Annotated in this window: 21 protein-coding genes; 12 read left to right on the top strand and 9 right to left on the bottom strand. The window is 73.0% G+C overall.

Translation table 11 applies throughout. The features are described from left to right. Positions 1-2 precede the first annotated feature (2 nt). The gene (locus IT780_RS31960; RefSeq protein WP_372443845.1) at positions 3-1,358 is read right to left on the bottom strand and encodes a S1 family peptidase; all 1,356 of its coding nucleotides are present in this window, start codon (positions 1,356-1,358) and stop codon (positions 3-5) included. Then, entirely contained in the window at positions 1,355-1,681 is a 327-nt protein-coding gene (locus IT780_RS31955) for a CU044_2847 family protein (protein WP_199515549.1), read from the bottom strand. Before IT780_RS31955 ends, IT780_RS31960 begins: the two co-directional genes overlap by 4 nt. A gap of 355 nt (positions 1,682-2,036) precedes the next feature. Between IT780_RS31955 and IT780_RS31950 the strand changes: the two genes are divergently transcribed. Genes IT780_RS31950 through IT780_RS31920 form a run of 7 tightly spaced genes read left to right on the top strand, consistent with a single transcriptional unit; the run spans position 2,037 to position 11,419 of the window. Next, entirely contained in the window at positions 2,037-3,314 is a 1,278-nt protein-coding gene (locus tag IT780_RS31950; protein ID WP_199515548.1) for an ABC transporter substrate-binding protein, read from the top strand. A gap of 44 nt (positions 3,315-3,358) precedes the next feature. Continuing rightward, entirely contained in the window at positions 3,359-4,270 is a 912-nt protein-coding gene (locus tag IT780_RS31945) for a carbohydrate ABC transporter permease (protein WP_233413862.1), read from the top strand. A 32-nt stretch (positions 4,271-4,302) separates the two neighbouring features. Next, positions 4,303-5,106, top strand: a complete 804-nt coding sequence (locus IT780_RS31940; protein ID WP_199515607.1) for a carbohydrate ABC transporter permease — start codon at positions 4,303-4,305, stop codon at positions 5,104-5,106. A 10-nt stretch (positions 5,107-5,116) separates the two neighbouring features. Then, the gene (locus IT780_RS31935) at positions 5,117-6,289 is read left to right on the top strand and encodes an ABC transporter ATP-binding protein (protein WP_199515546.1); all 1,173 of its coding nucleotides are present in this window, start codon (positions 5,117-5,119) and stop codon (positions 6,287-6,289) included. Between the two features lie 12 nt (positions 6,290-6,301). Then, positions 6,302-7,894, top strand: a complete 1,593-nt coding sequence (locus IT780_RS31930) for a glycoside hydrolase family 13 protein (RefSeq protein WP_199515545.1) — start codon at positions 6,302-6,304, stop codon at positions 7,892-7,894. A 51-nt stretch (positions 7,895-7,945) separates the two neighbouring features. Further along, positions 7,946-8,473 carry a LytR C-terminal domain-containing protein gene (locus IT780_RS31925; protein WP_199515544.1) on the top strand — a complete coding sequence of 176 codons (528 nt, stop codon included), beginning with the start codon at positions 7,946-7,948 and terminating at the stop codon, positions 8,471-8,473. 57 nt (positions 8,474-8,530) lie between these two features. After that, the gene (locus IT780_RS31920; protein WP_199515543.1) at positions 8,531-11,419 is read left to right on the top strand and encodes an SCO7613 C-terminal domain-containing membrane protein; all 2,889 of its coding nucleotides are present in this window, start codon (positions 8,531-8,533) and stop codon (positions 11,417-11,419) included. Positions 11,420-11,422: 3 nt separating this feature from the next. Here the strand turns inward: IT780_RS31920 and IT780_RS31915 are convergent, their stop codons facing one another. From IT780_RS31915 to IT780_RS31905, 3 genes are all read right to left on the bottom strand, one after another. Then, positions 11,423-11,692: a hypothetical protein gene (locus tag IT780_RS31915; RefSeq protein WP_199515542.1), complete on the bottom strand. Its 270-nt coding sequence runs from the start codon at positions 11,690-11,692 to the stop codon at positions 11,423-11,425. 71 nt (positions 11,693-11,763) lie between these two features. Next, complete coding sequence (locus IT780_RS31910; RefSeq protein WP_199515541.1) at positions 11,764-12,342, bottom strand: DsbA family protein; 579 nt, start codon at positions 12,340-12,342, stop codon at positions 11,764-11,766. Positions 12,343-12,351: 9 nt separating this feature from the next. Continuing rightward, positions 12,352-13,380, bottom strand: a complete 1,029-nt coding sequence (locus IT780_RS31905; RefSeq protein ID WP_233413832.1) for an aldo/keto reductase — start codon at positions 13,378-13,380, stop codon at positions 12,352-12,354. Between the two features lie 112 nt (positions 13,381-13,492). On the opposite strand from IT780_RS31905, the gene IT780_RS31900 reads away from it, so the two are divergent. Beyond that, entirely contained in the window at positions 13,493-14,332 is an 840-nt protein-coding gene (locus IT780_RS31900) for a poly-gamma-glutamate hydrolase family protein (protein ID WP_199515540.1), read from the top strand. Here IT780_RS31900 and IT780_RS31895 read toward each other — a convergent pair. The 4 genes from IT780_RS31895 to IT780_RS31880 all read right to left on the bottom strand — a co-directional run bounded on the left by IT780_RS31895 (position 14,329) and on the right by IT780_RS31880 (position 18,728). Next, positions 14,329-15,582 (bottom strand): reverse transcriptase family protein, encoded by a 1,254-nt coding sequence (locus IT780_RS31895; protein ID WP_199515539.1) that lies wholly within the window; start codon positions 15,580-15,582, stop codon positions 14,329-14,331. The genes IT780_RS31900 and IT780_RS31895 overlap by 4 nt on opposite strands. A 255-nt stretch (positions 15,583-15,837) precedes the next feature. Beyond that, positions 15,838-17,643: an anthranilate synthase family protein gene (locus IT780_RS31890; protein WP_199515538.1), complete on the bottom strand. Its 1,806-nt coding sequence runs from the start codon at positions 17,641-17,643 to the stop codon at positions 15,838-15,840. 160 nt (positions 17,644-17,803) lie between these two features. Beyond that, positions 17,804-18,403, bottom strand: a complete 600-nt coding sequence (locus IT780_RS31885) for a hypothetical protein (protein WP_233413831.1) — start codon at positions 18,401-18,403, stop codon at positions 17,804-17,806. A gap of 85 nt (positions 18,404-18,488) precedes the next feature. After that, complete coding sequence (locus tag IT780_RS31880) at positions 18,489-18,728, bottom strand: hypothetical protein (RefSeq protein ID WP_199515536.1); 240 nt, start codon at positions 18,726-18,728, stop codon at positions 18,489-18,491. A gap of 161 nt (positions 18,729-18,889) precedes the next feature. Here IT780_RS31880 and IT780_RS31875 point away from each other — a divergent pair, with 161 nt between their 5' ends. From IT780_RS31875 to IT780_RS31860, 4 genes are read left to right on the top strand one after another with little or no spacing between them, the layout of a single operon-like run. After that, positions 18,890-19,264, top strand: coding sequence for a response regulator transcription factor (locus IT780_RS31875; RefSeq protein WP_199515535.1), 375 nt, complete (start codon positions 18,890-18,892; stop codon positions 19,262-19,264). A 10-nt stretch (positions 19,265-19,274) separates the two neighbouring features. Next, entirely contained in the window at positions 19,275-21,266 is a 1,992-nt protein-coding gene (locus IT780_RS31870) for an ATP-binding protein (RefSeq protein WP_199515534.1), read from the top strand. A gap of 47 nt (positions 21,267-21,313) precedes the next feature. Then, a complete protein-coding gene (locus IT780_RS31865) occupies positions 21,314-22,354 on the top strand; it encodes a LacI family DNA-binding transcriptional regulator (protein ID WP_199515533.1) in 1,041 nt (346 codons plus the stop codon). Positions 22,355-22,386: 32 nt separating this feature from the next. Then, entirely contained in the window at positions 22,387-24,063 is a 1,677-nt protein-coding gene (locus IT780_RS31860) for a glycoside hydrolase family 13 protein (protein WP_199515532.1), read from the top strand. The last annotated feature ends 1 nt before the right edge of the window (position 24,064 follow it).

Raw genomic sequence — 24,064 nt, 5'->3', positions numbered from 1 at the left:
GATCAGGTGATCAGTCGCATGAACCCCGCCGTGAGGTCGTTCCCGGCCTCGAACGTCTTCCGGCCGGGATCGACCTTCCACAGGAAGACGTTGGGGCCGATCGTCACCCGTACGTCGACGTCGCCGTCGGCCAGAAGTTCGCTGCCGACGTCGATCTCCGCATCGATGTTCCTCTCCTTCTTCAGCATCACCTGGACGGCCTGCAGGAAGTTCCAGATGGGATTCGGGGTGGCCTGATGCAGCAACCACGACTGCGCCTGCATCTGCGGGCCGGTCAATGGCTCCGCCATGCGTCCCACCAGCGACGGGATGTCCGGGTCGCCCGGCCCGCGAAGGATCTGGAGCACGGTCGTGAGGAACTCGCGGACGTCTCCGCTCGAGTCGCGGAGCATCGACTCCAACCGGCTTATGTTCTGCGCCAAGGCCGCCTGCTCGGGCCACAGGGCATGGCTCTGCCTCAGGTACGGAAGGGCCGCCCGCACCTTCTCACCCATGTCGAGCTTCGAGTGCAGCAGGTAGGCGCCGCCGATCATCCGGTACAGCGTCGCCCACACGGGGACATTGCGCTGACGGTAACCGGGGCTGGTCTCCACCTTCTGCAGAATGGTCCGCAGCGCCGGGACCACGTCCGCGCCATCGACGGCCCCGGCCGGCCAGCTGCCCAGTTTCGCGACGTAGTACTCCGTGTCGAGCGCGATCTCCTTGCCGGGATCGTCGATCGGGCCGGGGACCAGCGACGGCAGGGCGATGCCGGCGCCGGCCTGCACCGCCGCCACGGCCCGCGCCGTGGGGATGTAGGCGCCGACGTTGACGTCCGGCGCCAGTTCGGCCTGGGTGAAGACGCCGATCACGTAGCCGGCGGCGTCGAGGACCGGGCACCCGCTGAATCCCGGCTGCAACTTGTGCTCGTTCTGGGCGCGGTCGACGAGTTGCCCCCATCCGCCGACCAGCGTTCCCGCGTGCGCCAGGTGCCGTTTATGGACCCCGTCCGCGCAATTCCGCGGAAATCCGAACGTCGCCAGCTCCTCGTCAGCGGTCACCACCCTTTCGGCGAGCATCAGCGGCTCGAGTTCCGTCACGCGGTCGTCGGCGAGTTCGAGGAGTGCTATGTCGCCGTGGCCCAGGGCAGTCAACGGCGACCAGGCGATCACCTTCGCCGCGACGTCGTTCACACCCTGCAAGGGAAAGTCCACCGACAATGATCCGGACGGCCATTCCGGGGCATCGCGCTTCCGCCCCACCGCCGCGTTGACGACGTGCGCGCAGGTCAGCACTTTCCCTCCGGGGATCAGCGCGCCACCTCCCACGGCCGACAGCTGGTTCCGCAGCCGTGCCACCGCCGGAATCCACTCGGTCATGTCGCACCACCGATCCACTTCATCGTCACCGTGAAATTGGCCTCGCCCGCGGTCCTGGCGACGATCACGCCGGCCTCGGCCGTGAGCTTGACGCCGAGTGTCACGGTCAGTTCGTCGGGTGCCAGCTCCTTCAGGCGCTCCCCGATGGCCCGCATCGGCGGCAGCAACCGCTCCACGGCGCTCTCGAAGGATTCGGTCGCCGTCGCCGCCACTTCGCCGGCGTTCACCGCCGCCGGGGCGAAACCGCTCAGCTGGTCGTCGTCCATCTCGACGACGATCGGCTCACCGCCGTCGGCCAGGGGGAATTCCACCAGGTAGGTCATGACGCCCTCCCATCGAGCCGACCGGCTCAGGGGCTCACCTCGCATGCTGGCCACTGGCGCTCCGCAACAGCCAGAGGCCGAAGTCCCGCGGGTGGGCGGCGGTGGGCACCGACCTGGAGCGCGTACTGATCGCTACATATCGCCAATATCCGATTGTGCCGACGCCGGGCCTGTTGCTCCGGATCGCTGCGCGGGACGGGCCGGCCGGTTCGCTGAATCGTCGTAGCGTCCGGAAGCTGTACCTGCAGATTCTTCGATCCGTGACCGGTCCACGACTCGCGGTCCGCACGGGAATCTGGCAGGCTGAGTTCACTGTGATCTACGTCATAACGGCGTGTGACGGACGGAGGGCTCGATGAGGCTTCACCATCCGACAGCGGTACGCGGACACCCCTCACGTTGGACGGCCGCCTTCGGTGTGGCGGTCCTCATGGCCTCGCTCGCGGCCTGCTCGAGCGGTCCGAAGGGGACCGTGATCAACCTGTACGGCGGTGCCAGCGGCACCGGCTTCGACAAGATCCTCGCCGACTGCAACAAGGCGGCCGCCGGCCGGTACACGATCGTCGGAAATCTCCTGCCCAGCGACGCCGACGGCCAGCGTGACCAGTTCGTCCGCCGGCTCGCCGCGCACGACGACGGCATGGACCTGCTCGGCATGGACGTGACGTGGACGGCCGAGTTCGCGGAGGCGGGCTGGATCCGCGAGCTGACCGCCGACCAGAAGGCGCAGGCGACCAAGGACACCCTGCAGCCGCCGATCGACACGGCCACCTGGAAGGACAAGCTCTACGGCATCCCGCGAACGACCAACGTGCAGCTGCTCTGGTACCGCAAGTCGCTGGTGCCGACGCCGCCCAAGACGTTCGACGAGATGATCACGATGGCCCAGCAGCTGAAGTCGCAGGGCAAGCCGTACGAGATCGGCCTGACCGCGGCCCAGTACGAGGGCTACGTGGTCAACATCAACAACCTGGTCACCGGGTACGGCGGCACGCTGGTCAACGAGGACAGCACGGCTCCCACGATCGACGACAAGACCGTCCAGGCGCTGACCATGATGCGCAAGCTCGCCACCTCGGGCGTGACCAGCTCGTCGCTGTCCAACGCCCAGGAGCCGGAGGTCTTCGCGGACCTGCAGGCCGGCCGGTCGGCGTTCGCGCTCAACTGGCCGTACGTGCTCAGCGCCATGCGCGAGGCCAACCCGGACCTCGTCGGCGACCTCGGCTTCGCGCCGTACCCGTCGATCGACGGCGGGCCGCCGCGGGTGACGCTCGGCGGGATGAACTACGCGATCAGCAAGTACAGCAAGCATCCGGACGAGGCCTTCGAGGCGGGGATGTGCATGCGCAACGAGAAGAACGCGCTGAGCGCCGCGCTCGACGGCGGTGACGTGCCGGCCCTGGCCACGGTCTTCGACACTCCCGAGTTCACCAAGGCGTACCCGATGAAGGACGTCATGCTCGCCGAGCTGAAGAACGCCGTGCCGCGCCCGGTGTCGCCGGTCTACCAGAACATCTCCACGATCGTCTCCACCACGCTGTCACCGCCCGGGGAGATCAACCCGCAGAAGTCCGCGGATGAGCTTCGCGACGCGATCCAGGCCGCGATCGAAGGCAAGGGGATCCTCCCATGACCGCTACGCCGACGTCGGCGGCCGCGGAAGCCGCCGCCGAATCCATGGAGGACGAGACCACCCAGATCGCCCGTCAGCGCTTCACCGAGGCCAAGCGCGCCGAACGCAAGCTCGGCCTGATGCTGGTGGCGCCGGCCGTGGTTCTGATGCTCGCCGTCACCGCATACCCGGTGCTGTACGCGATGTGGCTGTCGCTCAACCGGGCGGACCTGCGCCGGCCCGGCGAGAACAAGTTCATCTGGTTCGACAACTACGTCACCGTGCTGTCCAGCCCGATCTGGTGGACGGCGTTCGGCGTGACAGCGCTCATCACCGTGATCAGCGCGGCCCTCGAGCTGGTGCTGGGCATGGTGCTGGCCATCGTCATGCACCGCACGCTGGTCGGCCGCGGGCTGGTCCGCACCTCGGCGCTGATCCCGTACGCGATCGTGACCGTGGTCGCCGCGTTCTCCTGGCGTTTCGCCTGGACCGAGGACCTGGGCTGGCTGGCACCGAGCGGTTCGGCGCCGCTCACCAAGTTCGGCTCGTCCATCATGATCATCATCCTGGCCGAGGTCTGGAAGACCGTCCCGTTCATGGCGCTGCTGCTCATGGCCGGGCTCGCCCTGGTGCCCGAGGACCTGCTCAAGGCGGCCTCGATGGACGGCGCCTCGGCGTGGAAACGGTTCTGGCTGGTGACCGTACCGCTGATCAAGCCGGCCATCCTGGTGGCGCTGCTGTTCCGCACGCTCGACGCGTTCCGGGTGTTCGACAACATCTTCATCCTGACCAGCGGCGCCAACGAGACCAGCTCGGTGTCGATGGTGACTTACAGCAACCTCATCCGCGGCCTGAACCTCGGCATCGGCTCGGCCATGTCGGTGCTGATCTTCATCACCACCGGCATCATCGCGTTCCTGTTCATCAAGCTCTTCGGCGCGGCCGCGCCGGGTTCCGACGCCGGAGGGAGGCGGTAGCCGTGCAACCCGTGACGACGAACCGCAAGCTGATGTGGTGGGGCATCAACACGATCGTCCTGCTGTACGCGTTCATCCCGGTGTTCTGGCTGGTGTCGCTGTCGCTCAAGGACGACCAGACGCTCAACGACGGCAAGTACTTCCCGACCTCGCCCACCGACGACAACTACCTGTCGATCTTCAAGAACGAGGACTTCGTCCGCGCGCTGATCAACTCGATCGGCATCTGCGTGATCGCCACCCTGGTGGCCATCGTGCTCGGCACGATGGCCGCGTACGCGATCGCCCGGCTGCAGTTCCCGGGCAAAAAGGCGATCGTCGCCATGGCGCTGCTGGTCTCGATGTTCCCGCAGATCGCGCTGGTCACCCCGCTGTTCAAGATCGAGACGGCGCTGGGGCTGTTCGACACGTGGCCGGGCCTGATCATCCCGTACATCACGTTCGCGCTGCCGCTGGCGATCTACACGCTCTCGGCGTTCTTCCGGGAGATCCCCTGGGACCTGGAGAAGGCCGCGAAGATGGACGGCGCGACGCCGTACCAGGCCTTCCGGCAGGTGATCACGCCGCTGGCGATGCCGGGCGTGTTCACCACGGCGATCCTGGTCTTCATCGCGTGCTGGAACGACTTCCTGTTCGCGCTGTCGCTGACCTCGACGTCGCAGGCGCGGACGGTGCCGGCGGCGATGAGCTACTTCACCGGCGCCACCACCTTCGAGAAACCGACCGGACCGATCGCGGCCGCCGCCGTGGTCATCACCATTCCCATCGTTCTGTTCGTGCTGGTCTTCCAGCGGCGGATCGTCGCCGGGCTGACCTCGGGCGCGGTAAAAGGCTGAGGAGCGGAAAGTGGCCGAGATCGTTCTGGACCATGTCGTCAAGCGGTACCCCGACGGGGCGCTGGCCGTGGACGACTTCAACCTCGAGATCGCCGACGGCGAGTTCATCATCCTGGTCGGCCCGTCCGGCTGCGGGAAGTCGACCACCCTCAACATGGTGGCCGGCCTGGAGGACATCACCGCGGGCAAGCTGCTCATCGACGGGCAGGTGGTGAACGACAAGGCGCCCAAGGACCGCGACATCGCCATGGTGTTCCAGTCCTACGCGCTCTACCCGCACATGACCGTCCGGGAGAACATGGGCTTCCCGCTGCGCCTGGCCGGGATGGACAAGGCGGAGATCCGGCGGAAGGTGGACGACGCCGCCGAGATGCTGGAGCTGACGCAGCACCTGGACCGCAAGCCGTCGAACCTGTCCGGCGGCCAGCGCCAGCGGGTCGCCATGGGCCGCGCCATCGTCCGCTCGCCCAAGGCGTTCCTGATGGACGAGCCGCTGTCCAACCTCGACGCCAAGCTGCGGGTCCAGATGCGTACGCAGATCGCGCGCATCCAGAAGACGCTGGGCACCACCACGCTCTACGTGACGCACGACCAGACCGAGGCGATGACGCTCGGCGACCGGGTCGTGGTCATGCGGGCCGGCGTGGTGCAGCAGGTCGGCAGCCCGGCCCACCTGTACGCCCGGCCGGCGAACCTGTTCGTGGCCGGCTTCATCGGCAGCCCCTCGATGAACTTCCTGCCCGGGCAGCTGCGGGGCGGCGGCACGGTGATGACCGCCCTCGGCGAGGCGGAGCTTCCCGCCCGGGCGCGGCAGGCGCTGGAGCGGACGTCCGCGGACCGCGACGTCATCGTCGGCATCCGCCCGGAGCACTTCGAGGACGCCGTCATGATCGGCGACAAGCCGGGCGCGACCTTCGACGCGCCGATCGACATCGTCGAGGCCATGGGCTCCGACGTGTACGCGTACTTCACGGTCAAGGGCGAGGAGGCCCGCTCGGCCGACCTCGACGACCTGGCCAAGGACACCGGCAACGACCTGCACGGCGGCGGCACCTCGATCACCGCCCGGCTGGACGCCGCGTCCGACGTCCGGCGCGGCACGACGGCGCGGCTCTGGTACGACACGGCGAAGATGCAGCTGTTCGACCCGTCGACCGGCAAGAACCTCCTCACCACCGACTGACCGGAGGACCCCATGAGCCCGGACGGACCCTGGTGGCGTCACGCGGTGATCTACCAGGTGTACGTGCGCAGCTTCGCGGACTCCGACGGCGACGGGATCGGTGACCTGCCGGGCGTCCGGTCCCGCCTGCAGTACCTGCGGGACCTGGGCGTGGACGCGCTGTGGCTGAACCCGTTCTACCCGTCGCCGCAGGCCGACGCGGGGTACGACGTCTCGGACTACCGGGACGTCGACCCCCGCTTCGGCACCCTCGCCGACGCCGACGCGCTGATCCGCGACGCCCACGCGCACGGCCTGCGGATCATCGTCGACCTGGTGCCCAACCACACCTCCGACCAGCACCCATGGTTCCGGGCCGCGCTCGCCGCGCCGCCCGGCAGCCGCGAGCGCGCCCGGTACCTGTTCCGCGACGGCGGCGGCCCGGACGGCTCGGTGCCGCCCAACAACTGGATGAGCAACTTCGGCGGGCGGGCGTGGACCCGGGTCGCCGAGCCCGACGGCCGGCCCGGGCAGTGGTACCTGCACCTGTTCGCCCTGGAGCAGCCCGACCTGGACTGGACCAACGACGAGGTACGGGCCGAGTTCCACGACATCCTGCGGTTCTGGCTGGACCGGGGGGTCGACGGGTTCCGCATCGACGTCGCCCACGGCCTGGCCAAGGACCCGGAGATGCCGGACCTCGGCGCCGGGCACGCCACCGGTGGCCAGGCCGTCGAGGGGCACCCGCACTGGGACCTCGACGAGGTGCACGACGTCTACCGTGGCTGGCGGCGGATCAGCGACGCGTACCCGGGGGACCGGACGTTCGTCGGCGAGGTCTGGGTGGCGGACCCGGCGCGGCTCGCCCGTTACCTGCGCCCCGACGAGCTGCACACCGCGTTCAACTTCACCTTCCTCATGGCACCCTGGGACGCCGGCGCGCTGCGGGCGGCCGTCGACGAGAGCATGACCGAGCTGGCCCGGGTGGGCGCCCCGGCGACCTGGGTGCTGTCGAACCACGACGTCACCCGGCACGTCACCCGGTACGGCGGCGGCGCGACCGGCCTCCGGCGGGCCCGGGCCGCGGCGCTGCTCATGCTCGCCCTGCCCGGCGGCGCCTACGTGTACCAGGGGGAGGAGCTCGGGCTGCCCGAGGTCGAGGACCTGCCGGGCGAGGTGCGGCAGGACCCGACGTTCCACCGTACGGGCGGCAGTGAGCTCGGCCGCGACGGCTGCCGGGTGCCGCTGCCCTGGTCCGGCGCCGAGCCCTCGTACGGCTTCGGCCCGGGCCCCGCCTCCTGGCTGCCGCAGCCGGCCGGCTGGGCGGAGCTGACCGCGGAACGGCAGGCCGGCGACCCGTCGTCGATGCTGTCGCTCTACCGCGGCGCGCTGCGCCACCGCGCCGCCCTGCCGGCCCTCGGCTCCGGCACGCTGACCTGGCTGAGCACCGAGGGGGACGTGCTCGCGTTCCGCCGCGACCCCGGCTTCGTCTGCGTGGTCAACGCCGGCGAACGGCCGGCCCCGGCGCCACCCGGCGTGGGCGACGCCCGGCTGCTGCTGGCCAGCGGGCCGGTCGGCGAGGACGGGATCCTCCCGGGAGACACCGCGGCCTGGTACACCACCTAGATCCCCGGCCGATGCAACCGGACGGCCGGGAGCGGTGTGTTCCCAGTCGTGATGAGTTCTTCCCGCGCCCGCGCCCGCGCCCGCGCCCTCGTGCTCGCCGGCCTGCTCGCCGTGGCGGCGGCGGTCCTGGTGACCGTCGCGGTGGTCCGCGACTCGCAGGCAGGTGCCGTCGCCGACCGCTGCCCCGCCGGCGCGGTCCGGGCGGACGTACGGCTGCCCGCCGACAATCAGCAGGTCACCGTGCGGGTCTACAACGGCAGCGGAACCCCCGGACTCGCCAAGACGGTCAGTGCGGACTTCCGGAACCGGCGGTTCACCACCGAGAAGCCCGCCGAGAGCAGGAAGAAGGTCGACGGCGTCGCGGTCCTGCGGTACGGCCCCGAAGCAGTCGGCCGGGCGTGGCTGGTCCGGGCGTACTTCCTGAACCAGGCCGACGTCCGGTACGACCCCCGCCGCAAGGGTCCGGTCGTCGACGTGGTCGTCGGTGCGGGCTTCCTGCAGCTCGCCACGTTCACCGAGGTCAGCCAGGCGCTGGTCGCGCTCGGCGAACCCGAGGTGCCCCCGGGCGCCTGCGCCTAGGCAGGCTGAGTACGCCGACTCAGGATCGGAGCCGCCGGCGCGACAAGGATCAACGGCGTGACCTCGTACCCGTGCCCGTTCTGCCGTACCGCCGCGAACCTGACCACCGGCTGCCCCGGCTGCGGCCGTGGCCCGGATCCCGACGCCGCCGAGGTGGTCCGCCTCGACGCCGAGATCCCGGTGCTGACGGCCCGCCTCGCCGCCGCCCGCGACGCGGTGACCGCGGCGGACGGGGCGCTGCGCCGCGCGTGGGCGCAGCGGGAGGCGGCCGCCGGCCGGGTACGGGCCGCCGTGGCCGCCGCCGCCCGGGTCGCGCCCCGGCCCGCGCACGCGCCGGCGATGACCGCCCCGATGACCACCGCGACCGCCGAGGCGTCGACCCGGCTCGTGCAGAACTCGCTGTTCGTGCTCGGCGGCCTGCTGCTGGCGGTCGCCGCGATCGTGTTCACCGCGGTGGCGTGGTCGCAGTTCGGGGTGCGCGGCCGGGCCGGCCTGCTCGCGGCGGTCACCGTGGTGGCGCTCGCCGCGCCGCTGGCGGCCCTGCGGCGCCGGCTCACCGCCACCGCCGAGACGGTCGCCGCGGTGGGGCTGCTGCTGATCCTGCTCGACGGGTACGCGGCCTGGTACGTCAACCTGTTCGGCCTCGCCGGCTACTCCGCGCTCGGATACGCCGGGGCGGTGTGCGCGGTGACCGCCGCCGTCGCCGCCGGGTACGAGCACGTCACCGGCCTCAGCACGCCCAAGTTCGCCGCGCTGCTCGTGGCCCAGCCCGTCCTGCCACTGCTCGTCGCGCCGTTCCACCCGGACGCCGCGGGGTGGGCGTACACGTGGGCGGCCGTCGCGGTCGTCAACCTGGCGGTCATCCACCTGCGCCGCGGGGCGCTGACGCCGCTGGCCATCGCCGCGTACGTGCTCGGCGGCCTGGCCGTGGCCGTGTCCGGCGTCTGCGCGCTGGTCGGCCTCGTGCTCGTCACGGACCCGGCGCCGGTGGCGCTGGCGGGGGCGTCGCTCGTCGCCGCGGCGGGAGTGCCGCTGGCCGCGGCGGTGCTCGCCCGCACCGGCATCGGGCCGGCCGCCGGGATGGTCGTGGTGGCGGTGGCGATCGCCGCGGGTCGCCTCGCCGGGGTCGTCGGCGGCGAGCACCTCTCGCCGGTGCTGATCGCGCTGGTCGTGACAGTTCTGGCCGTCGCCGTCCGGCTGCTGCCCTCGACGGTACGGCGGGGCCCGCAGATCGCCGCGCTGGCGTGCCTCGGCGTGCCCGGTGTGTCGGCCGTGCTCGCCACGGTGGTGGCGCGGGTGGGCGGGGAGGCCGACTGGCGGCTCCCCACCATGATCGTGATCCTGGCGGCGGGCGCCGCGGCCCTGCTGCCCCCGATCCCCGTGGCGCTGGTCGGCGGGGCGGTGCTGACGCTGGCGGTCCCGGCGGCGCTGCCCTGGTCGCCGGTGCTGCAGAGCCGCGTGATCCTCGGTGTGGCGGCGGTGCTGGTCGTGGCGGCGTACCGGATCGGGCGGCACCGGGGCTTCGCGGCGGGCGTGGCGCCGGCCCTGCTCGCGACCACGCCGGTGTGGGCGCTGGTCTCCGGCGACTCCCCGGCGATCTACGCGGCGGCCGGGCTGCTGCTCATCGCGCTCGCCGCGCCGGTGTACCGCGCATGGACCGTCGTCACCGCCGCGGTTCTCGGGTTCGCCCTGCTCGCTGCCACAGCCAACAGCCTGCTGACCGTTCTCGCCGGGCCGTGGCTGCACGCCGGGACTCGATGGACCGGTGACGTGCCGATCGCGGACGTGGTCGCAACGGGGCTGCTGGCGGTCGCCGCCGCGATCCACGGGCGCCGGAACGCCGTCTGGGAGGTCGCGCCCGTCGTCGCCGTCACCGCCGTGCTCGCCACCGCGGCGGCCGGTGCGCCGTGGCCGTCGACCGGGACGGCGAGCCTGGTCACCGGGCTGGCGGGCCTGATCGTGGCCGCGCTGCGCGGTGCCGTCCTCCGGTCCGTCGCGCTGACCGCCGTCTCGGCCGCGCTGCTGGGCGCGGCTCTCGCGGCGGCGATCGCCACGGACGTGACCACGCTGGCGGCCTTCGGTGCGACGGTGGTCGCGGGGGCGGTGATCGGCGCCGGCGGTCGTACGGTCGCGGTCCGGGCCGCCGGCTGGCTCGGCGCGGCGGCCGGCGCGTACGTGGTCGCCGTCACCGCCGGGAACACGGCCGGCCTGCCGCTGAACCGTACGGCGTTCGTGGTGCTCGGCGCGGCGGCCGCCGTCCTGGCCGCCGGGATGCTCCTGCGGCGGCGCACGGCCGAGAGCTGGACGCTGCAGGCCGCCGCCCACGGGGGCGCGGTCGTCGCCCTGCTGCTCACCGCCGGCTCCCCCCGGTACGCCGCAGCCGTCTGCACCCTGTGGGGCATCGTGCTGGGGCTGCGGGCCCTGATCCGAGACGCGGCCGGGCGCCGGAGTCACGTGGTGGCGGCCGCGGCGGCCGAGGTGGGCGGCTGGTGGCTGCTGCTCGCCGCGGAGCAGGTCGCGGTGGTGGAGGCGTACACGATCCCGGCGGCCGCCGTCGCGCTGCTGGCCGGATGGCTGGGCCGCCGGAACCGGGCCGGGCTGTCGAGCTGGACCGCCTACGGCCCGGCGCTGGCCGCGGCCCTGCTGCCGACGCTCGCCTCGGTGCTGACCGGCGAGGGCGAGCCGCTGCGCCGGCTGCTGCTGGGCGTCGCGGCGCTCGGCGTCGTCCTGGCCGGGGCGCACGCCCGGCTGCAGGCGCCCGTCGTCGCGGGCGGCTCGGTGCTCACCCTGGTGGCCCTGCACGAGGCGGCCCTGGTCTGGGACCTGCTGCCGCGCTGGATCCCGCTCGCGGCCGCCGGCCTGCTGCTGCTCGGCCTGGCGACCACCCTGGAACGCCGCCGCCGGGACCTGGCCCGCGTGCGGTCGGCGATCCACCGGATGAGCTGACCGTCAGTTCTCCTGGACGATGGCCTCGGCCACGCGGTGCAGCTCGCGCTGGTCCGGCGCGAAACCGTCGGCGATGTCCTGGTGCAGGCCGGCCTTCGTCTCGTCGAGGAGCTCGTGCGCGACCTCGTCGACGGGCTCACCGGAGTAGTCGTGCGCGACCCGCTCGGCCGCCGCCTGCAACGCGGAGCTCAGCTGCTGCTCGAGCGGCCCGCGGAGCTTCTCCGTCGCCGGGGTGAGACTGTCCGGGTCCAGAGTGACGTGCGGTTCCATCATGGTGGGCTCCCCCTAGGACGGCTGACGGCGCGACGCCTTTACCCCGTCGCGCCGCCATCGCAAACCGGAAATCAGGAACGGCCTCGCTTGAGCTCGAAGAAAGTGCCGCTGCGGGCCAGCGGAACCACCGCGTCCCAGATGGCCAGTGCCTCGTCGCGCTCCGGCACCTCACCGATGATCGGGCCGTGCACGCCGCGCTCCGCACCCTCGAGCATCAGCACGGGCGAGCCGATGTCCGGGCCGGCCGAGCCGAACGCCAGCTCGTGCGACTCGCGTACCGCCTCGTCCCAGGAGGCGTCGTCGAGGACGGTCTTGGGGTCGGTCACGCCGGCGGCCTTCGCGGCCTGCACCGCGATGTCGTCGCTCAGCGGCACGCCCGCGTCGTGCGTCCGGGTGCCCAGCTCGGTGTAGAACGTGGCGATGTCGCCGTCGCGGTGGTCCGCCCGCAGCGCCTCCACCAGCCGCAGCGCCCGGCTGGACGCGGCCATCATCGGCTTGTACTGGTCGGGGACGCCGTCGCCGTTGAGGATCGACAGGCTGAACGCGCGCCAGCGCAGGGTCACGCCGCGCTCCGGGGCCACGCTCACCAGCCAGCGCGAGGTGCGCCAGGTGAACGGGCAGGCCGGATCGAAGAAGTAGGTGGCCTCCATGCCGCGATCCTATGCCGGGTCGAGGGTGCGGCTGCGCTGGTCCACACCGAGCGGCCCGTACGGGTAGTCGGTGGCGTGCAGGTCGCTCGCGGCGTCGAGGGCGGCCGTCTCCGCGTCGTCGAGGTGCAGGCCGGCGGCCTTCAGGTTGGTCTCGAGCTGCTCGACCGTACGGGCGCCGAGGATCGTCGACGTCACGGCGGGCCGGTCGGTGACCCAGGCGAGCGCCACCTCCGCCATGGACACCCCGCGCGCCTCGGCGATCCGCTGGACCGCGTCGATGATCTCCCATGTGCGCTCGGTGCCGCGCCGCTCCCACGCCTCCATGCCGCGCCCCGGGTCCTCGCCCAGCCGGGTCGCGCCGGTCGGGCGCTGGTCCCGCTTGTACTTGCCGGACAGCCAGCCGCCGCCGAGCGGGCTCCACGGCAGCAGCCCCATCCCGGCGTCCCGCGCGGCCGGCACGATCTCCCACTCGATCTCCCGCACCAGCAGGCTGTACTGCGGCTGCAGCGTGACCGGCGCGGCGATCCGCAGCTCGCGAGCGAGGTGCACGGCCTTGGTGAGCTGCCAGCCGGTGAAGTTGGAGAATCCGTAGTAGCGGATCTTCCCGGCCTTCACGAACCCGTCGAGGGTCAGCAGCGTCTCCTCCAGCGGCGTCACCGGATCCCACGAGTGCGCCTGGTACAGGTCGATGCTGCCGACGCCGAGCCGGCCCAGCGAGTCGTCCAGCGCGCGGGTCAGGTGCCGGGCGGACAGGCCCACCCCGTTCGGGTCGCCGGCCATCGGGAAGCGCCCCTTCGTCGCGAGCACCACCCGGTCGGTGACCTCGGCGCCGCGCGAGGCGAACCACCGGCCGATGATGCGCTCGGATTCGCCCTTGGAGTACACGTCAGCGGTGTCGACGAAGGTGCCGCCCGCCTCGACGAAGCGGTCGAGCTGCGCGTGCGAGACCTTCTCGTCGGACTCGGCGCCGAAGGTCATGGTGCCCAGACAGAGACTCGAGACGGCGCAGCCGCTGCGCCCGAGGTTGCGGTATTCCATCCCCGAAACGTACTGCGGGACGGCGCGGCCCGCCGCCCGGAGCTACGGCCCGGATGGTCCGGTCGATCCCGAGGGACCACGGGAACCGGTCGCATCGACGAGGATGGGGACCATGGGTGCGATCTCACGACGGCAGGCGCTGGTGGCGCTGGGGGGCTCGGCGGCGGTGCTCGGGCTGCTCGAGGTGCGGCCGCGGCCGGCCGCTGCGGCGGACACGTACGGGTCGAACACCGAGCTCTACGCGGCGGAGACCGAGGGTGTCGACTTCGGCCGGCGCTTCCGGCGGCATGCCGCGTTCGACGACAGCCCGGCCGCCGCCGTCGCGCTGCCCGAGACGCTGATCATGGCGTTGCACGGCGGCGGCGTCGAGCCGGGGACCTCGGAGCTGTGCCTGGCCGTCGCGGGCTACCACCCGGCGACGATGGCCGGCGCGGCGCCGCTGTACGACTACTGGATGTTCGAGGGTCTGCGGTCGCAGGGCAACGCCGAGCTGCACGTCACCTCGGTCCACTGTGACGACCCGGTGGCCGAGCTGCTCGCGGCGGGCTCGCGGCGGGCGGTCTCCCTGCACGGGTGTACGCCCGCGCAGGCCGGTCTGCCCTCCGACGACGACCCGGGCGTGGTGGTCGGGGGCCGGGACACCGCGCTGAAGGGCCGGCTGATGGACACGCTCGCGGCGGCCGGGCTGACCGTGACCGCCGGCGGGCGCGAGGTGCCGGTCGCGATCGTCGACGGGGTCACCCGGCCCGCGCTCGGCGGCGACGACCCCGCGAACATCGTGAACCGCACGTACGGCGGGGGCGGCGCCCAGCTGGAGCTGACCACGCCGCTGCGCGCAGCGATGTTCGGCACCAACACCGCGGCCCAGCGCAAGAACACCACCACGCCGCTGTTCTGGAAGTTCGTGACGGCGGTCCGGCAGGCCTTGGTCCAGGAAAGCGCGGCGGTCTAGGAAAGCGCGGCGGCCAGCAGGCGGTGCAGCTTCGCGGCCCGCGACGGGTGGGCGTGCGCGACCCAGGCGACGCGGCCCCGCAGGTACGCGGCGAAATCGGCACGCCCGTCCCGGTCGGCGGCGGCCAGCCCGTTGCGGGCGGCGTCGTGCAGGACGGCGCGCAGGTGGTCGTACTCGGCGCGGGGCACGGCCGGGCGGTCGTTGACGACCAGGCCGGTGAGCAGCTGGCGGTCGGCGCGGCCCCGGATGCGGGTCTTGCCCGGATGGACCCGGAACCCCTCCGCGGCGACCACAGTGGTCGCCGCCGCCACGAGCCGCCCGGCCACGCCACCCGTCAGCGGCCCGGAGAACGCCAGATCGTCGGCGTACCGGGTGTAGGTGGCGTCGAAGCGTGCGGCCAGGCCGCTCAGCCTGCGGTCCAGCCGGTACGCGAGCAGGTTCGCCAGCGCCGGCGAGGTGGGTGCGCCCTGCGGCAGGTGCGGGTGGCGGAGCAGGGCGGCGGTCCGCCAGTCGGGGGCGTTCCGCAGGACCGCGGCGGGCGTACGCGTGGTCACCAGCGCCGTCAGCGTGTGCGCGACCGGTTCGGGGTAGCCCGCGGTGCGCAGCAGCCCGTACACGCGGCCGGCGGTGATCGTGCTGAAGAACGCGGCGAGGTCGAGGCGCACGACGACCGGCTGCCCGGCGTGCGCGGCGGCGAAGGTGTGCGGGCCGCGGCCGGGGACGAACCCGTGCGCGGCGGGATGCACCGGCAGCCGGCCGAGCACGTCGTCGAGCAGGCGTCGCTGCACCGCCCGTAGCCGGGGCTTCGGCGCCTCGATGAGCCGCCGGCCCAGCCAGGTGTACCGGTAGTGGCGCAGCCGCTCGTCGCGGGCGTGCCGGTTGAGCTCCTTGCGGTCGGCGTACCAGTCGAGCTCGTCGGCGTCGAACCCGAGGAAGCCGGCGAGCGCGGCGAGGTCGTCGATGCGGGGGGTGTCCCAGCGCATGCGCACGACGCGGACCGGGACCGCGAGGCGTACCCGGATGCGGTGCCGGGAGACGAGGGGCCATCCACCCGCGCCGGGCAAGGCAGCGAGGAAGGCCGCAAGCTCGCGGGGCCGGTCGGCCGGCGGATTCCGGTACGCCCGCAGCACGGCGGCCACTGCGACCGGCAGCCACGGCGGCCGGGAGCCGAGCACCCGGCGTCCCGTGCGCTCGAGGAAGGCAGGGTGCCAGCGGCCGGCGAGGAAGGCGTCGGCCAGCGCGGCGGCCACCCGTACCGGTGGAACAGCGTGCCCCGACGATGCCCGGTCGTGCCTGCGCTGTCTCGCGCGGAGCGCGGTGGCGCGCCGGCGAAGCGCTGCGTGGCTCAATGTGCTCGCCCCCGGGGGTGCCCCGGAGAGACCGTCGGCGATCCGGCGGCCTGCTCGGGACACGCTGCCACCGGCCGCCGAGTCTACGGGGAGGGGGAAGGGCCGGTGGTCCAAGCGGAGGCTCTCGATCCGCTTGAACCACCGACGCCCCTTTCGCTACCCCCTCATTGCCGGACTAATCACCGGATCGAGAAGAGGCGGGAGAAGTTCGGCGAGGACGCTGACGCCGTCCGCGCTGAGCACGGATTCCGGGTGGAACTGCACCCCCGCGAAGCCCGGCCCGCGTACGGCGTGGACGGTGCCGTCCGGGTCCGCGGCGATCTGGACGCCCTCGACCGGCGCGGCCAGCGCGGTGAAGCTGGAGTAGAAGCCCACCCGCCGGGTCGTGCCGAACAGGTCGATGTCGCGGGCCACGCCCTGGTACGGCGCGTCCCGCCGGTGCAGGCGCAGCCCGAGCGTCGCGCACAGGAGCTGGTGGCCGAGGCACACGCCCAGCACCGGCCTGCGCGCCGCGAGGCGGTCGGCGACCAGCCCGCGCAGCAGCACCATCTTCGGGTCGGCGGACGCGGGGTCGCCCGGGCCGGGCCCCGCGATCACGAGGTCGGCGTCCGGCACGGCGGTCACCGTCCACGGCACCACGCTCACCCGCAGGCCGAGGGCGCGCAGCTGGTGGGCCAGCATGGCGGTGAAGGTGTCCTCCGCGTCCACGATCACCGCGGTGCGCCCGTCGAGCTCCGGCACGGTCAGGGCGCCGGGGCGGCGCTGGTCGAGCCAGAACCGGGCGAGGCCGTCGTTGCGGGCGGCGAGGGCCGCCTCGATCTCCGGGCCGGTGTGCTCCGGGCGTACGGGTGCGGGCCGGGCAGGGGAGGCGCCCAGCGCGGCCAGGACGCCCGCCGCCTTGGTGTGGGTCTCCGCGACCTCGCCCGCGGCGGTCGAGTGCCGCACCAGCGTCGCGCCGACCGGCACCCGCAGCGCGCCGGCGGGGGAGAGCTCGGCGGTCCGGATGAGGATCGGCGCGTCCAGCGTCTGCCGTCCCTCGTCGTCGTGCCCGAGCAGGGCCAGCACCCCGGCGTAGTAGCCGCGGCCGCGGCGCTCGTGGCGGGCGATGACCCGGCAGGCGTTCTCGATCGGGCTGCCGGTGACGGTGGGCGCGAACATCGTCTCGCGCAGCACGTCGCGTACGTCGAGCGAGCCGCGCCCGGCGAGCAGGTACTCGGTGTGGGTGAGGTGGGCCATCTGCTTGAGGTACGGCCCGACGACCTGCCCGCCCTGCTCGGCCACCGCGGCCATCATCTTGAGCTCCTCGTCGAGCACCATGTACAGCTCCTCGGTCTCCTTGCGGTCGGCGAGGAAGGCGGCGAGGTCGCGGGTGCCGTCGTGGCGGAACGTGCCGCTGATCGGGTTCATCATGGTGAGCCCGTCGTCGACGCTGACGTGCCGTTCCGGGGTGGCGCCGACGAGCGTACGGGTGCCGGTGTGCACGAGGAACGTCCAGTACGCCCCGCGCTCGCCGGTGAGCAGGTTGCGGAACGCCGCGCGCGCCGCCTCGACCGGGTCGCCGTCGACGGTGGCCTCGAAGACGCGGTGGATGACGAAGTTGGCGCCCTCGCCGTGGCCGATCTCGTCGCGCAGCACGTCGCCGACGACCTCGCCGTACGCCTCGTCGGAGATGTCGAAGCCGGCGTCGCGCAGCCGCAGCGGCGTGGTGGGCAGCGAGGCGATCATCTCGGCGACCGGCACGGTCTCGCACGAGGCGATCCGCAGGCATTCCAGCGGCGCGGCGTCGTCGACGCAGGCGAACCCGCGCTCGGCGACCTGCCGGTACGGGACCAGCGCCAGGGTCTGCGGACCGGCACCGGCCGCGAGCGGGATGTCGGCGAGCGTCGCCACGGTGACGACGTCGCCGTGCAGGATCTCGACGTGGTCGGCGCCGTCGCGGTGGAGCAGGGCGAACGGTTTCATTCGGGTCCCCGATTCGGGCTGGGACCGCCGCCGAGACCGGGCCACACAGCAACGGCCGCCTCGTCGGAGGCGGCCGCGGTGGATGGGTTACGCGCGGAAGGGTGTGGCCGCCGGGTCGGCGGGCCACCACATGCTCAATCGCGCGTGCATGGCAGGCAGCTTACGGGCCGTCGCGGTAGCAGCGCCACCCCTGCGGGCCCGCGCCGCCGGGCAGGTCCGCCCACGCGGCCGCGCCGTACCGCCAGCGGCACATGGCGTCCATGTCGATCGGCACCGGATCATGCGCGAACCGCCCGCAGACCCAGCCGCCGGAGGTGGACACCGCGAGGGTGCGCCGGCCGACGGTGGCGCGGCAGTAGTCGGTGAGCAGTCCCGGCAGTTGGGCGGGGCCCGCCGGGCCGAGGAGCACGGGAGCCGTGCTGGGTGCCGGCGTGGCCGAGGGGGAGGAGGATTTGCGGACCTGGGCGACGGCTCGCAGCGGCCGCCGGGTCGCCGCCGGTGACGGCTCCGGCGCGGCGGTGGGGAGACCGGGCTGGGGGAGGGAGATCCCCGGCAACGGTACGGCGGCCTGCGGCGTACCGCCGGCGTCGTGCAGCAGAGGCGGGACCGTCGTGGCCAGGGCCAGCAGCGCCGCCGCGACGACGGCCCACGGCCAGCGCCGCCCCTTCGAGACGGCAAGCAGGTGACGCGGTGTAGCAGTCGCGAGGCTGAGCCGGATCGTCCCGGGCGCCCTGTGTCGACCGGTGACCTGCTCGACCACGACGGCCGCACCTCCCTGGGGCATGGGTTACCGGTCGGAAACCTCACCCACGGTAATTTCCCGGCGGTGGTACGGCGTCAGACGTTCAGGCGGCCTCGTACGCCGTCCGTACCGCCCGGCGGGCCCAGCGCATCCGCCCGAGCGCGCAGTCGGGGTGCTCGCCGAACTCCTGGGCCACCCGGGCCGCGCACCCGCCGGGCCCCAGGCGCTGGACGGTCGCGCTCACCACGGCGCGGATCAGCTCGGGTGTCGGCTGCTCCGAGCGCTGCACGTCGGAGGCGAACAGGGCCTCGATGCGGATGTCGTCCGGTTCCACGGCGGTCATGGGTCCTCCTGTCGTGCTGATCGCCTCGTCTGGGACCAGCACACCGGGCCGGGGCTGCAGGGAAAGCTGCGCGGCAGTTGCCATGCGGTTGCGCCGAGCGGCCGTCGGAGAGGGGATCAACCGGATATTCTTCGTGGAAGTTACGAATCATAGGGGGAACCGTGACGGTGGTCCTGGTCGCCGACGACGACGCCGACATCCGTGACCTGGTCGCGTTCAAGCTCGAACAGGCCGGGCTCGAGGTGGTCGCGGTCGAGGACGGGCAGGCCGCCCTCGAGCAGGCCCGCGCCCACCGGCCCGCCCTGGCCGTGCTGGACGTCTCGATGCCCGGCCTGTCCGGCATCGACGTGTGCCGGATGCTGCGGGCCGACCCGGTCACCGCCGGAATGCTGATCATCATGCTCACCGCCCGGGTCCAGGAGCAGGACGTCGAGGGCGGCTTCAGCGCGGGCGCCGATGACTACGTGACCAAGCCGTTCAGCCCGCGCGAGCTGGTGTCGCGGATCCAGGCGCTGCTCAGCCGGGCCCGGGCCTGACGACCCGCCGATGCGCCGCGACCGGTCCGTCGGCCGCCTGCTGACCCGTGCGTTCGGCCTGCTGGTCGCGCTGATCGTGCTCTCCGGTGCGGCCGAGACGACCGCCCTGATCATGCAGCGCCGGGTGGTGGACGAGCTGTCGTCGCACGTGCAGCCGCTCGAGCTGGCGAACGCCGAGATGCACAGCGTGCTGGCCGACGCCCAGCGCAGCCTGCGGGGGTACCTGCTCACCGGCGACGGGCAGCTGCTCGACACGTACCACGTCGCGCGCAGCTCGTACGCGGTGACCGGCCGGAAGCTGCGCGACCTGGCGCAGGACCGCGAGGCCGGCCGGGTGAGCCGTCAGCTGCAGGAGGCCGACGCTTGGTGGGTGCTGGCCGAGCGGCAGCGCGAGGCCCCGCCGCGCAGCGAGGCCGCGGCCGGGTACGTGACCGAGGGCAAGCGGCTGTTCCAGCAGTTCGCCGCCGAGAACCGGGCGTTCGACGCGGACCTGGCCGGCCGGGTGGCGGATCTGCAGGAGCGCAGCGCCCGGCTGAGCGTGGTGACGACCGTCGTGGTGGTGGTGCTGACCCTGCTGGCGGCCGTCACCGCCGCCCTCGCCGCCGTGCACGTCGCCGGGCGCATCACCCGGCCGCTGGCGCGGGTGGTCTCGGTCATCGACCGGCGCCGCTCCGGTGAACTGGATCTGCGCGCCGACGCGGGCGAGGGCCCGATCGAGATCCAGGCCGTGGCGCAGGCCGTCAACGAGATGGCCGAGCGGGGTGACCGGATCCGCCGCGCCGAGCAGGACGTGGCCCGGCTGCGCGCGGCGGTGCGGCAGCTCGGCTACCGGATCCGCGCGCACCTCAAGGTCGAGGACGCGATCCATGAGGCCGTCCGGGGCCTGGCGGAGATCATCGGCGCCGACCACGTGCTGGTCCGCATGGCGCCCGGGCAGACCGACGTACCGCCGCTGGTCAGCCTGCACGACGAGCATGTCGGCGGGGTGCTCAAGGAGCTCGCGGACTGCGACGTCGGCTGGCTCGGCCTCGGCGACGTGTGGGCCACCGACGACCCGTCGGCCGAGGCGGACGTCCAGCCGCCCGAGGCCGAGCGGCACGCCTGGGCGGCGGTCGGTGACGGCCCGGTGCTCACCGTCGCGGTCGGCGGCGGCGACGAACGCCTCGGCGCGCTCACGCTGATCCGCGACGGCGGGCCGGGCTGGACCGCTGTCGACGTCCGGCTGGTCGAGAGCATCGCCGCCGACTTGGGCCGCGGGGTGCACCACGCCCGGCTGTACGAGCGCGAGCAGCACCTGGTGGCCCGGCTGCAGGAACTGGACACCGCCAAGAACGACTTCATGTCGACCGTGTCGCACGAGCTGCGGACGCCGCTGACCAGTATCGCGGGCTACGTGGAGCTGCTGCTGGACGCCGAGGCCGGCGAGCTCGAGCCGCCGCAGCAACGGATGCTTCAGGTCATCGGGCGCAACACCCGCCGGCTGCGCGAGCTCATCGAGGACATGCTCATCCTGTCCAAGATCGAGTCGGGCGCGTTCCGGACGACCCGCGCGCCGGTCGACCTGGTGGCCGTGGCGGAACAGGTGCTGGCCGCGATCGCCCCGGCCGCGGCGAAGGCCACGGTGGAGCTGCGGACGGAGGTGGAGCGGCCGCTGGAGCTGTCGGCGGACGCCGAGCAGCTCGACCGGGTCCTGATGAACCTGCTCTCCAACGCCGTGAAGTTCACGCCGGCCGGCGGAACCGTCACGCTCGCGGCCCGCCGGGGCGACGACGAGGTGGTGCTCGTGGTGGCCGACACCGGGATCGGCATCCCGGCCGCCGAGCAGCAGTCGCTGTTCGGTCGCTTCTTCCGCGCCAGCAACGCGATCCGCCAGGCCATCCCGGGAACGGGCCTGGGGCTGGCGATCGTCCGGACCATCGTGGAGAACCACGGCGGGCGCATCGAGGTGGCGTCGGCCGTGGGCGAGGGCACCACGGTCACGATCCGGCTGCCCGTGCAGTAGCTGGGATATCGTAGGCGCCCACCCACGACTGCGAGGTTTGTGAGCCCATGCCGTCGAGACGGGCCGGCGGCAAGCCGACGTCCAGCGATGTCGCCGCCGCGGCCGGGGTGTCCCGGTCCGCGGTGTCCTTCGCGTTCAACAACCCGCACCGCATCTCCACCGCGACCCGCGACCGCATCCTCGCGGTGGCCGAGGAGATCGGCTACACGCCGAACACGCTCGCGCGGATGCTGCAGGCGGGCACCACGAACTCGCTCGGCGTGCTGCTGCCGCAACGGCTGGCGCGGATCCTGGAGAACCCGTACTACGCCCGGTTCCTCATGGGCGTCGGGCAGATCTGCGACCAGGAGGGCTACACGCTGCTGCTGAGCCCGCCGCTGCAGGACTCGGTGCTCAAGGCCATCCCGTACGCGGCGGTCGACGGTTTTGTCGTGTGCGGGCTGGAGACCGACCGCGGCGAGGTGGCCGAGCTGGAGCGGCGTGGCATCCCGTTCGTGCTCATCGACAGCGACCGGTACGAGGGCGCGCCCAGCGTGGACGTCGACGACCACGCCGGCGCCCGCGAGGTCACCCGGCACCTCCTCGACCTGGGGCACCGGCGGCTGGCCGTGCTCTCCCTGGATCCCGGCCCGGACGCGGCCGAGCGTGGCTACCGGGGACCGCTGGCGCGGCGCATGGCCGGCATCGCCGAGGCGCTGGCGGGCGCGGGGCTGAGCATGGCGGACGTGACGCTGGCCGAGGTGCCGGTGACGCGTACGGACGGCTACCGCGCGACCCGCCGGATGATGGAACGGGAGCGGCCGACGGCGATCCTGGCCCTGTCCGACGTGCTCGCGTACGGCGCCGTCGACGCCTGCCAGGAGCTGGGCATCGACGTGCCGGGGCAGGTCTCGGTGACGGGTTTCGACGACCTCGCCGAGTCCGCGTGGTTCCGGCCGCGGCTGACCACCGTACGCCAGCCGATCGTGACCAAGGGCCGGACCGCCGCCGACTTCCTGATCTCCGCCATCCGCGGCGAGGACCGGCACCCGCACCAGGTGCTGGGCACGTCGCTGATCGTCCGGGATTCCACGGCGGCACCTATGTAACACGTGTTAGTAACGTGCTAGCGTCCTCCGCCATGACGTCAGTGATCGATCGGCGGGAGGACTCCGCCGTTGCCGTGCCCGTCTCCTGGTGGCGGGACGCGGTCATCTACCAGATCTACCCGCGCAGCTTCGCCGACTCGAACGGCGACGGCATGGGCGACCTGCCGGGTATCCGCAGCCGGCTGCCGTACCTGCGGGACCTCGGCGTCGACGCCGTGTGGCTCTCGCCCTTCTACGCCTCCCCGCAGGCCGACGCCGGCTACGACGTCGCCGACTACCGGACGGTCGATCCCGTGTTCGGCACGCTCGCCGACGCGCAGGGGCTCATCGCCGACGCCCACGACCTCGGGCTGCGGGTCATCGTCGACCTCGTCCCCAACCACTCCTCCGACCGGCACGAGTGGTTCCGGCGCGCCGTCGCCGAGGGCCCCGGCTCGCCGTTCCGCGACCGCTACCACTTCCGGCCCGGCCGGGGCGCCGGCGGGGAGCTGCCGCCCAACGACTGGCCGTCCATCTTCGGCGGACCCGCCTGGACCCGCACCACGAACCCCGACGGCACGCCGGGCGAGTGGTACCTGCACCTGTTCGCCCCCGAGCAGCCCGACTTCAACTGGGACCACCCGGCGGTCGCCGACGAGTTCCGGACGATCCTGCGGTTCTGGCTCGACCTCGGCGTCGACGGTTTCCGCATCGACGTCGCGCACGGGCTGGTCAAGGCGCAGGGCCTGCCCGACCTCGGCGTCGAGACCCAGTGGCACCTGCTCGACGTGGGCGTGAGCCCGTGCTTCGACCGCGACGGGGTGCACGACATCTACCGCAGCTGGCGGCGGATCCTCGACGAATACCCCGGCGAGCGCATCGCCGTCGCCGAGGCCTGGGCTCCGACGCTCGAGCGCGTCGCCGCGTACGTGCGCCCCGACGAGCTGCACCAGGCGTTCAACTTCAGCTACCTCGGCACCGGCTGGAACGTCGCGGACCAGCGCCGGATGATCGACGCCTCGCTGGCGGCGATGCGCGCGGTCGGCGCCCCCGCCACGTGGACGCTGTCCAACCACGACGTGGTCCGGCACACCAACCGCCTGCTGCAGGCCGACGACGGCGATGTCGCCGGTCGCCGCCCCACCGCTGTCGACCCGGTCGCCGGGCTGCGCCGGGCCCGCGCCGCCTCGCTGCTGCTGCTCGCGCTGCCCGGGTCGGCGTACCTCTACCAGGGCGAGGAGCTGGGCCTGCCCGAGGTCGTCGACCTGCCCCCGGAGGTACGCCAGGACCCGGCGTTCCACCGCGCCGCCGGGCAGGACGGCTACCGCGACGGCTGCCGGGTGCCCATCCCGTGGCACGGCGACCAGGCTCCGTACGGCTTCGGCCCCGACGGCGGCCCCAGCTGGCTGCCGCAGCCCGAGGCCTGGGCCGAGCTGAGCGTGGCGGCGCAGGAGAACGTCCCCGGCTCGACCCTGTCGCTGTACCGGGCGGCGCTGGCGATCCGGCGCTCGCACCCCGGCCTGGGCGCGCCCGACAACCTGCGCTGGGTGGACGGGCCCGCCGGTGTGCTGCAGTTCGACCGCGACGGCTTCCGGTGCACGGTCAACCTGGGCGCCGGGGCGGTCCGCGTCGACCGGGTGGGCGAGGTGCTGCTCGCCAGCGGCCCGATCGACGCGGACCCGGACGCGGTGACCTTGCCGGCGGACACCGCGGTCTGGTGGTCGCGCTGAG

Source organism: Nucisporomicrobium flavum (genome assembly GCF_016464385.1).
Classification (GTDB): Bacteria; Actinomycetota; Actinomycetes; order Mycobacteriales; family Micromonosporaceae; genus Actinoplanes; species Actinoplanes flavus_A.
Note: the sequence above shows the minus strand (reverse complement) of the source record. Positions and strands in the feature narration are given on the sequence as shown.

Bases quoted from the DNA above. Each gene is read 5' to 3' on its own strand.
- IT780_RS31870 (WP_199515534.1), top strand. From the start codon at position 19,275: ATGCGCCGCGACCGGTCCGTCGGCCGCCTGCTGACCCGTGCGTTCGGC.
- IT780_RS31865 (WP_199515533.1), top strand. From the start codon at position 21,314: ATGCCGTCGAGACGGGCCGGCGGCAAGCCGACGTCCAGCGATGTCGCC.
- IT780_RS31900 (WP_199515540.1), top strand. From the start codon at position 13,493: ATGGGTGCGATCTCACGACGGCAGGCGCTGGTGGCGCTGGGGGGCTCG.
- IT780_RS31930 (WP_199515545.1), top strand. From the start codon at position 6,302: ATGAGCCCGGACGGACCCTGGTGGCGTCACGCGGTGATCTACCAGGTG.
- IT780_RS31860 (WP_199515532.1), top strand. From the start codon at position 22,387: ATGACGTCAGTGATCGATCGGCGGGAGGACTCCGCCGTTGCCGTGCCC.
- IT780_RS31910 (WP_199515541.1), bottom strand. From the start codon at position 12,342: ATGGAGGCCACCTACTTCTTCGATCCGGCCTGCCCGTTCACCTGGCGC.
- IT780_RS31960 (WP_372443845.1), bottom strand. From the start codon at position 1,358: ATGACCGAGTGGATTCCGGCGGTGGCACGGCTGCGGAACCAGCTGTCG.
- IT780_RS31955 (WP_199515549.1), bottom strand. From the start codon at position 1,681: ATGACCTACCTGGTGGAATTCCCCCTGGCCGACGGCGGTGAGCCGATC.
- IT780_RS31880 (WP_199515536.1), bottom strand. From the start codon at position 18,728: ATGACCGCCGTGGAACCGGACGACATCCGCATCGAGGCCCTGTTCGCC.
- IT780_RS31915 (WP_199515542.1), bottom strand. From the start codon at position 11,692: ATGATGGAACCGCACGTCACTCTGGACCCGGACAGTCTCACCCCGGCG.
- IT780_RS31950 (WP_199515548.1), top strand. From the start codon at position 2,037: ATGAGGCTTCACCATCCGACAGCGGTACGCGGACACCCCTCACGTTGG.
- IT780_RS31890 (WP_199515538.1), bottom strand. From the start codon at position 17,643: ATGAAACCGTTCGCCCTGCTCCACCGCGACGGCGCCGACCACGTCGAG.
- IT780_RS31945 (WP_233413862.1), top strand. From the start codon at position 3,359: ATGGAGGACGAGACCACCCAGATCGCCCGTCAGCGCTTCACCGAGGCC.
- IT780_RS31940 (WP_199515607.1), top strand. From the start codon at position 4,303: ATGTGGTGGGGCATCAACACGATCGTCCTGCTGTACGCGTTCATCCCG.
- IT780_RS31905 (WP_233413832.1), bottom strand. From the start codon at position 13,380: ATGGAATACCGCAACCTCGGGCGCAGCGGCTGCGCCGTCTCGAGTCTC.
- IT780_RS31925 (WP_199515544.1), top strand. From the start codon at position 7,946: ATGAGTTCTTCCCGCGCCCGCGCCCGCGCCCGCGCCCTCGTGCTCGCC.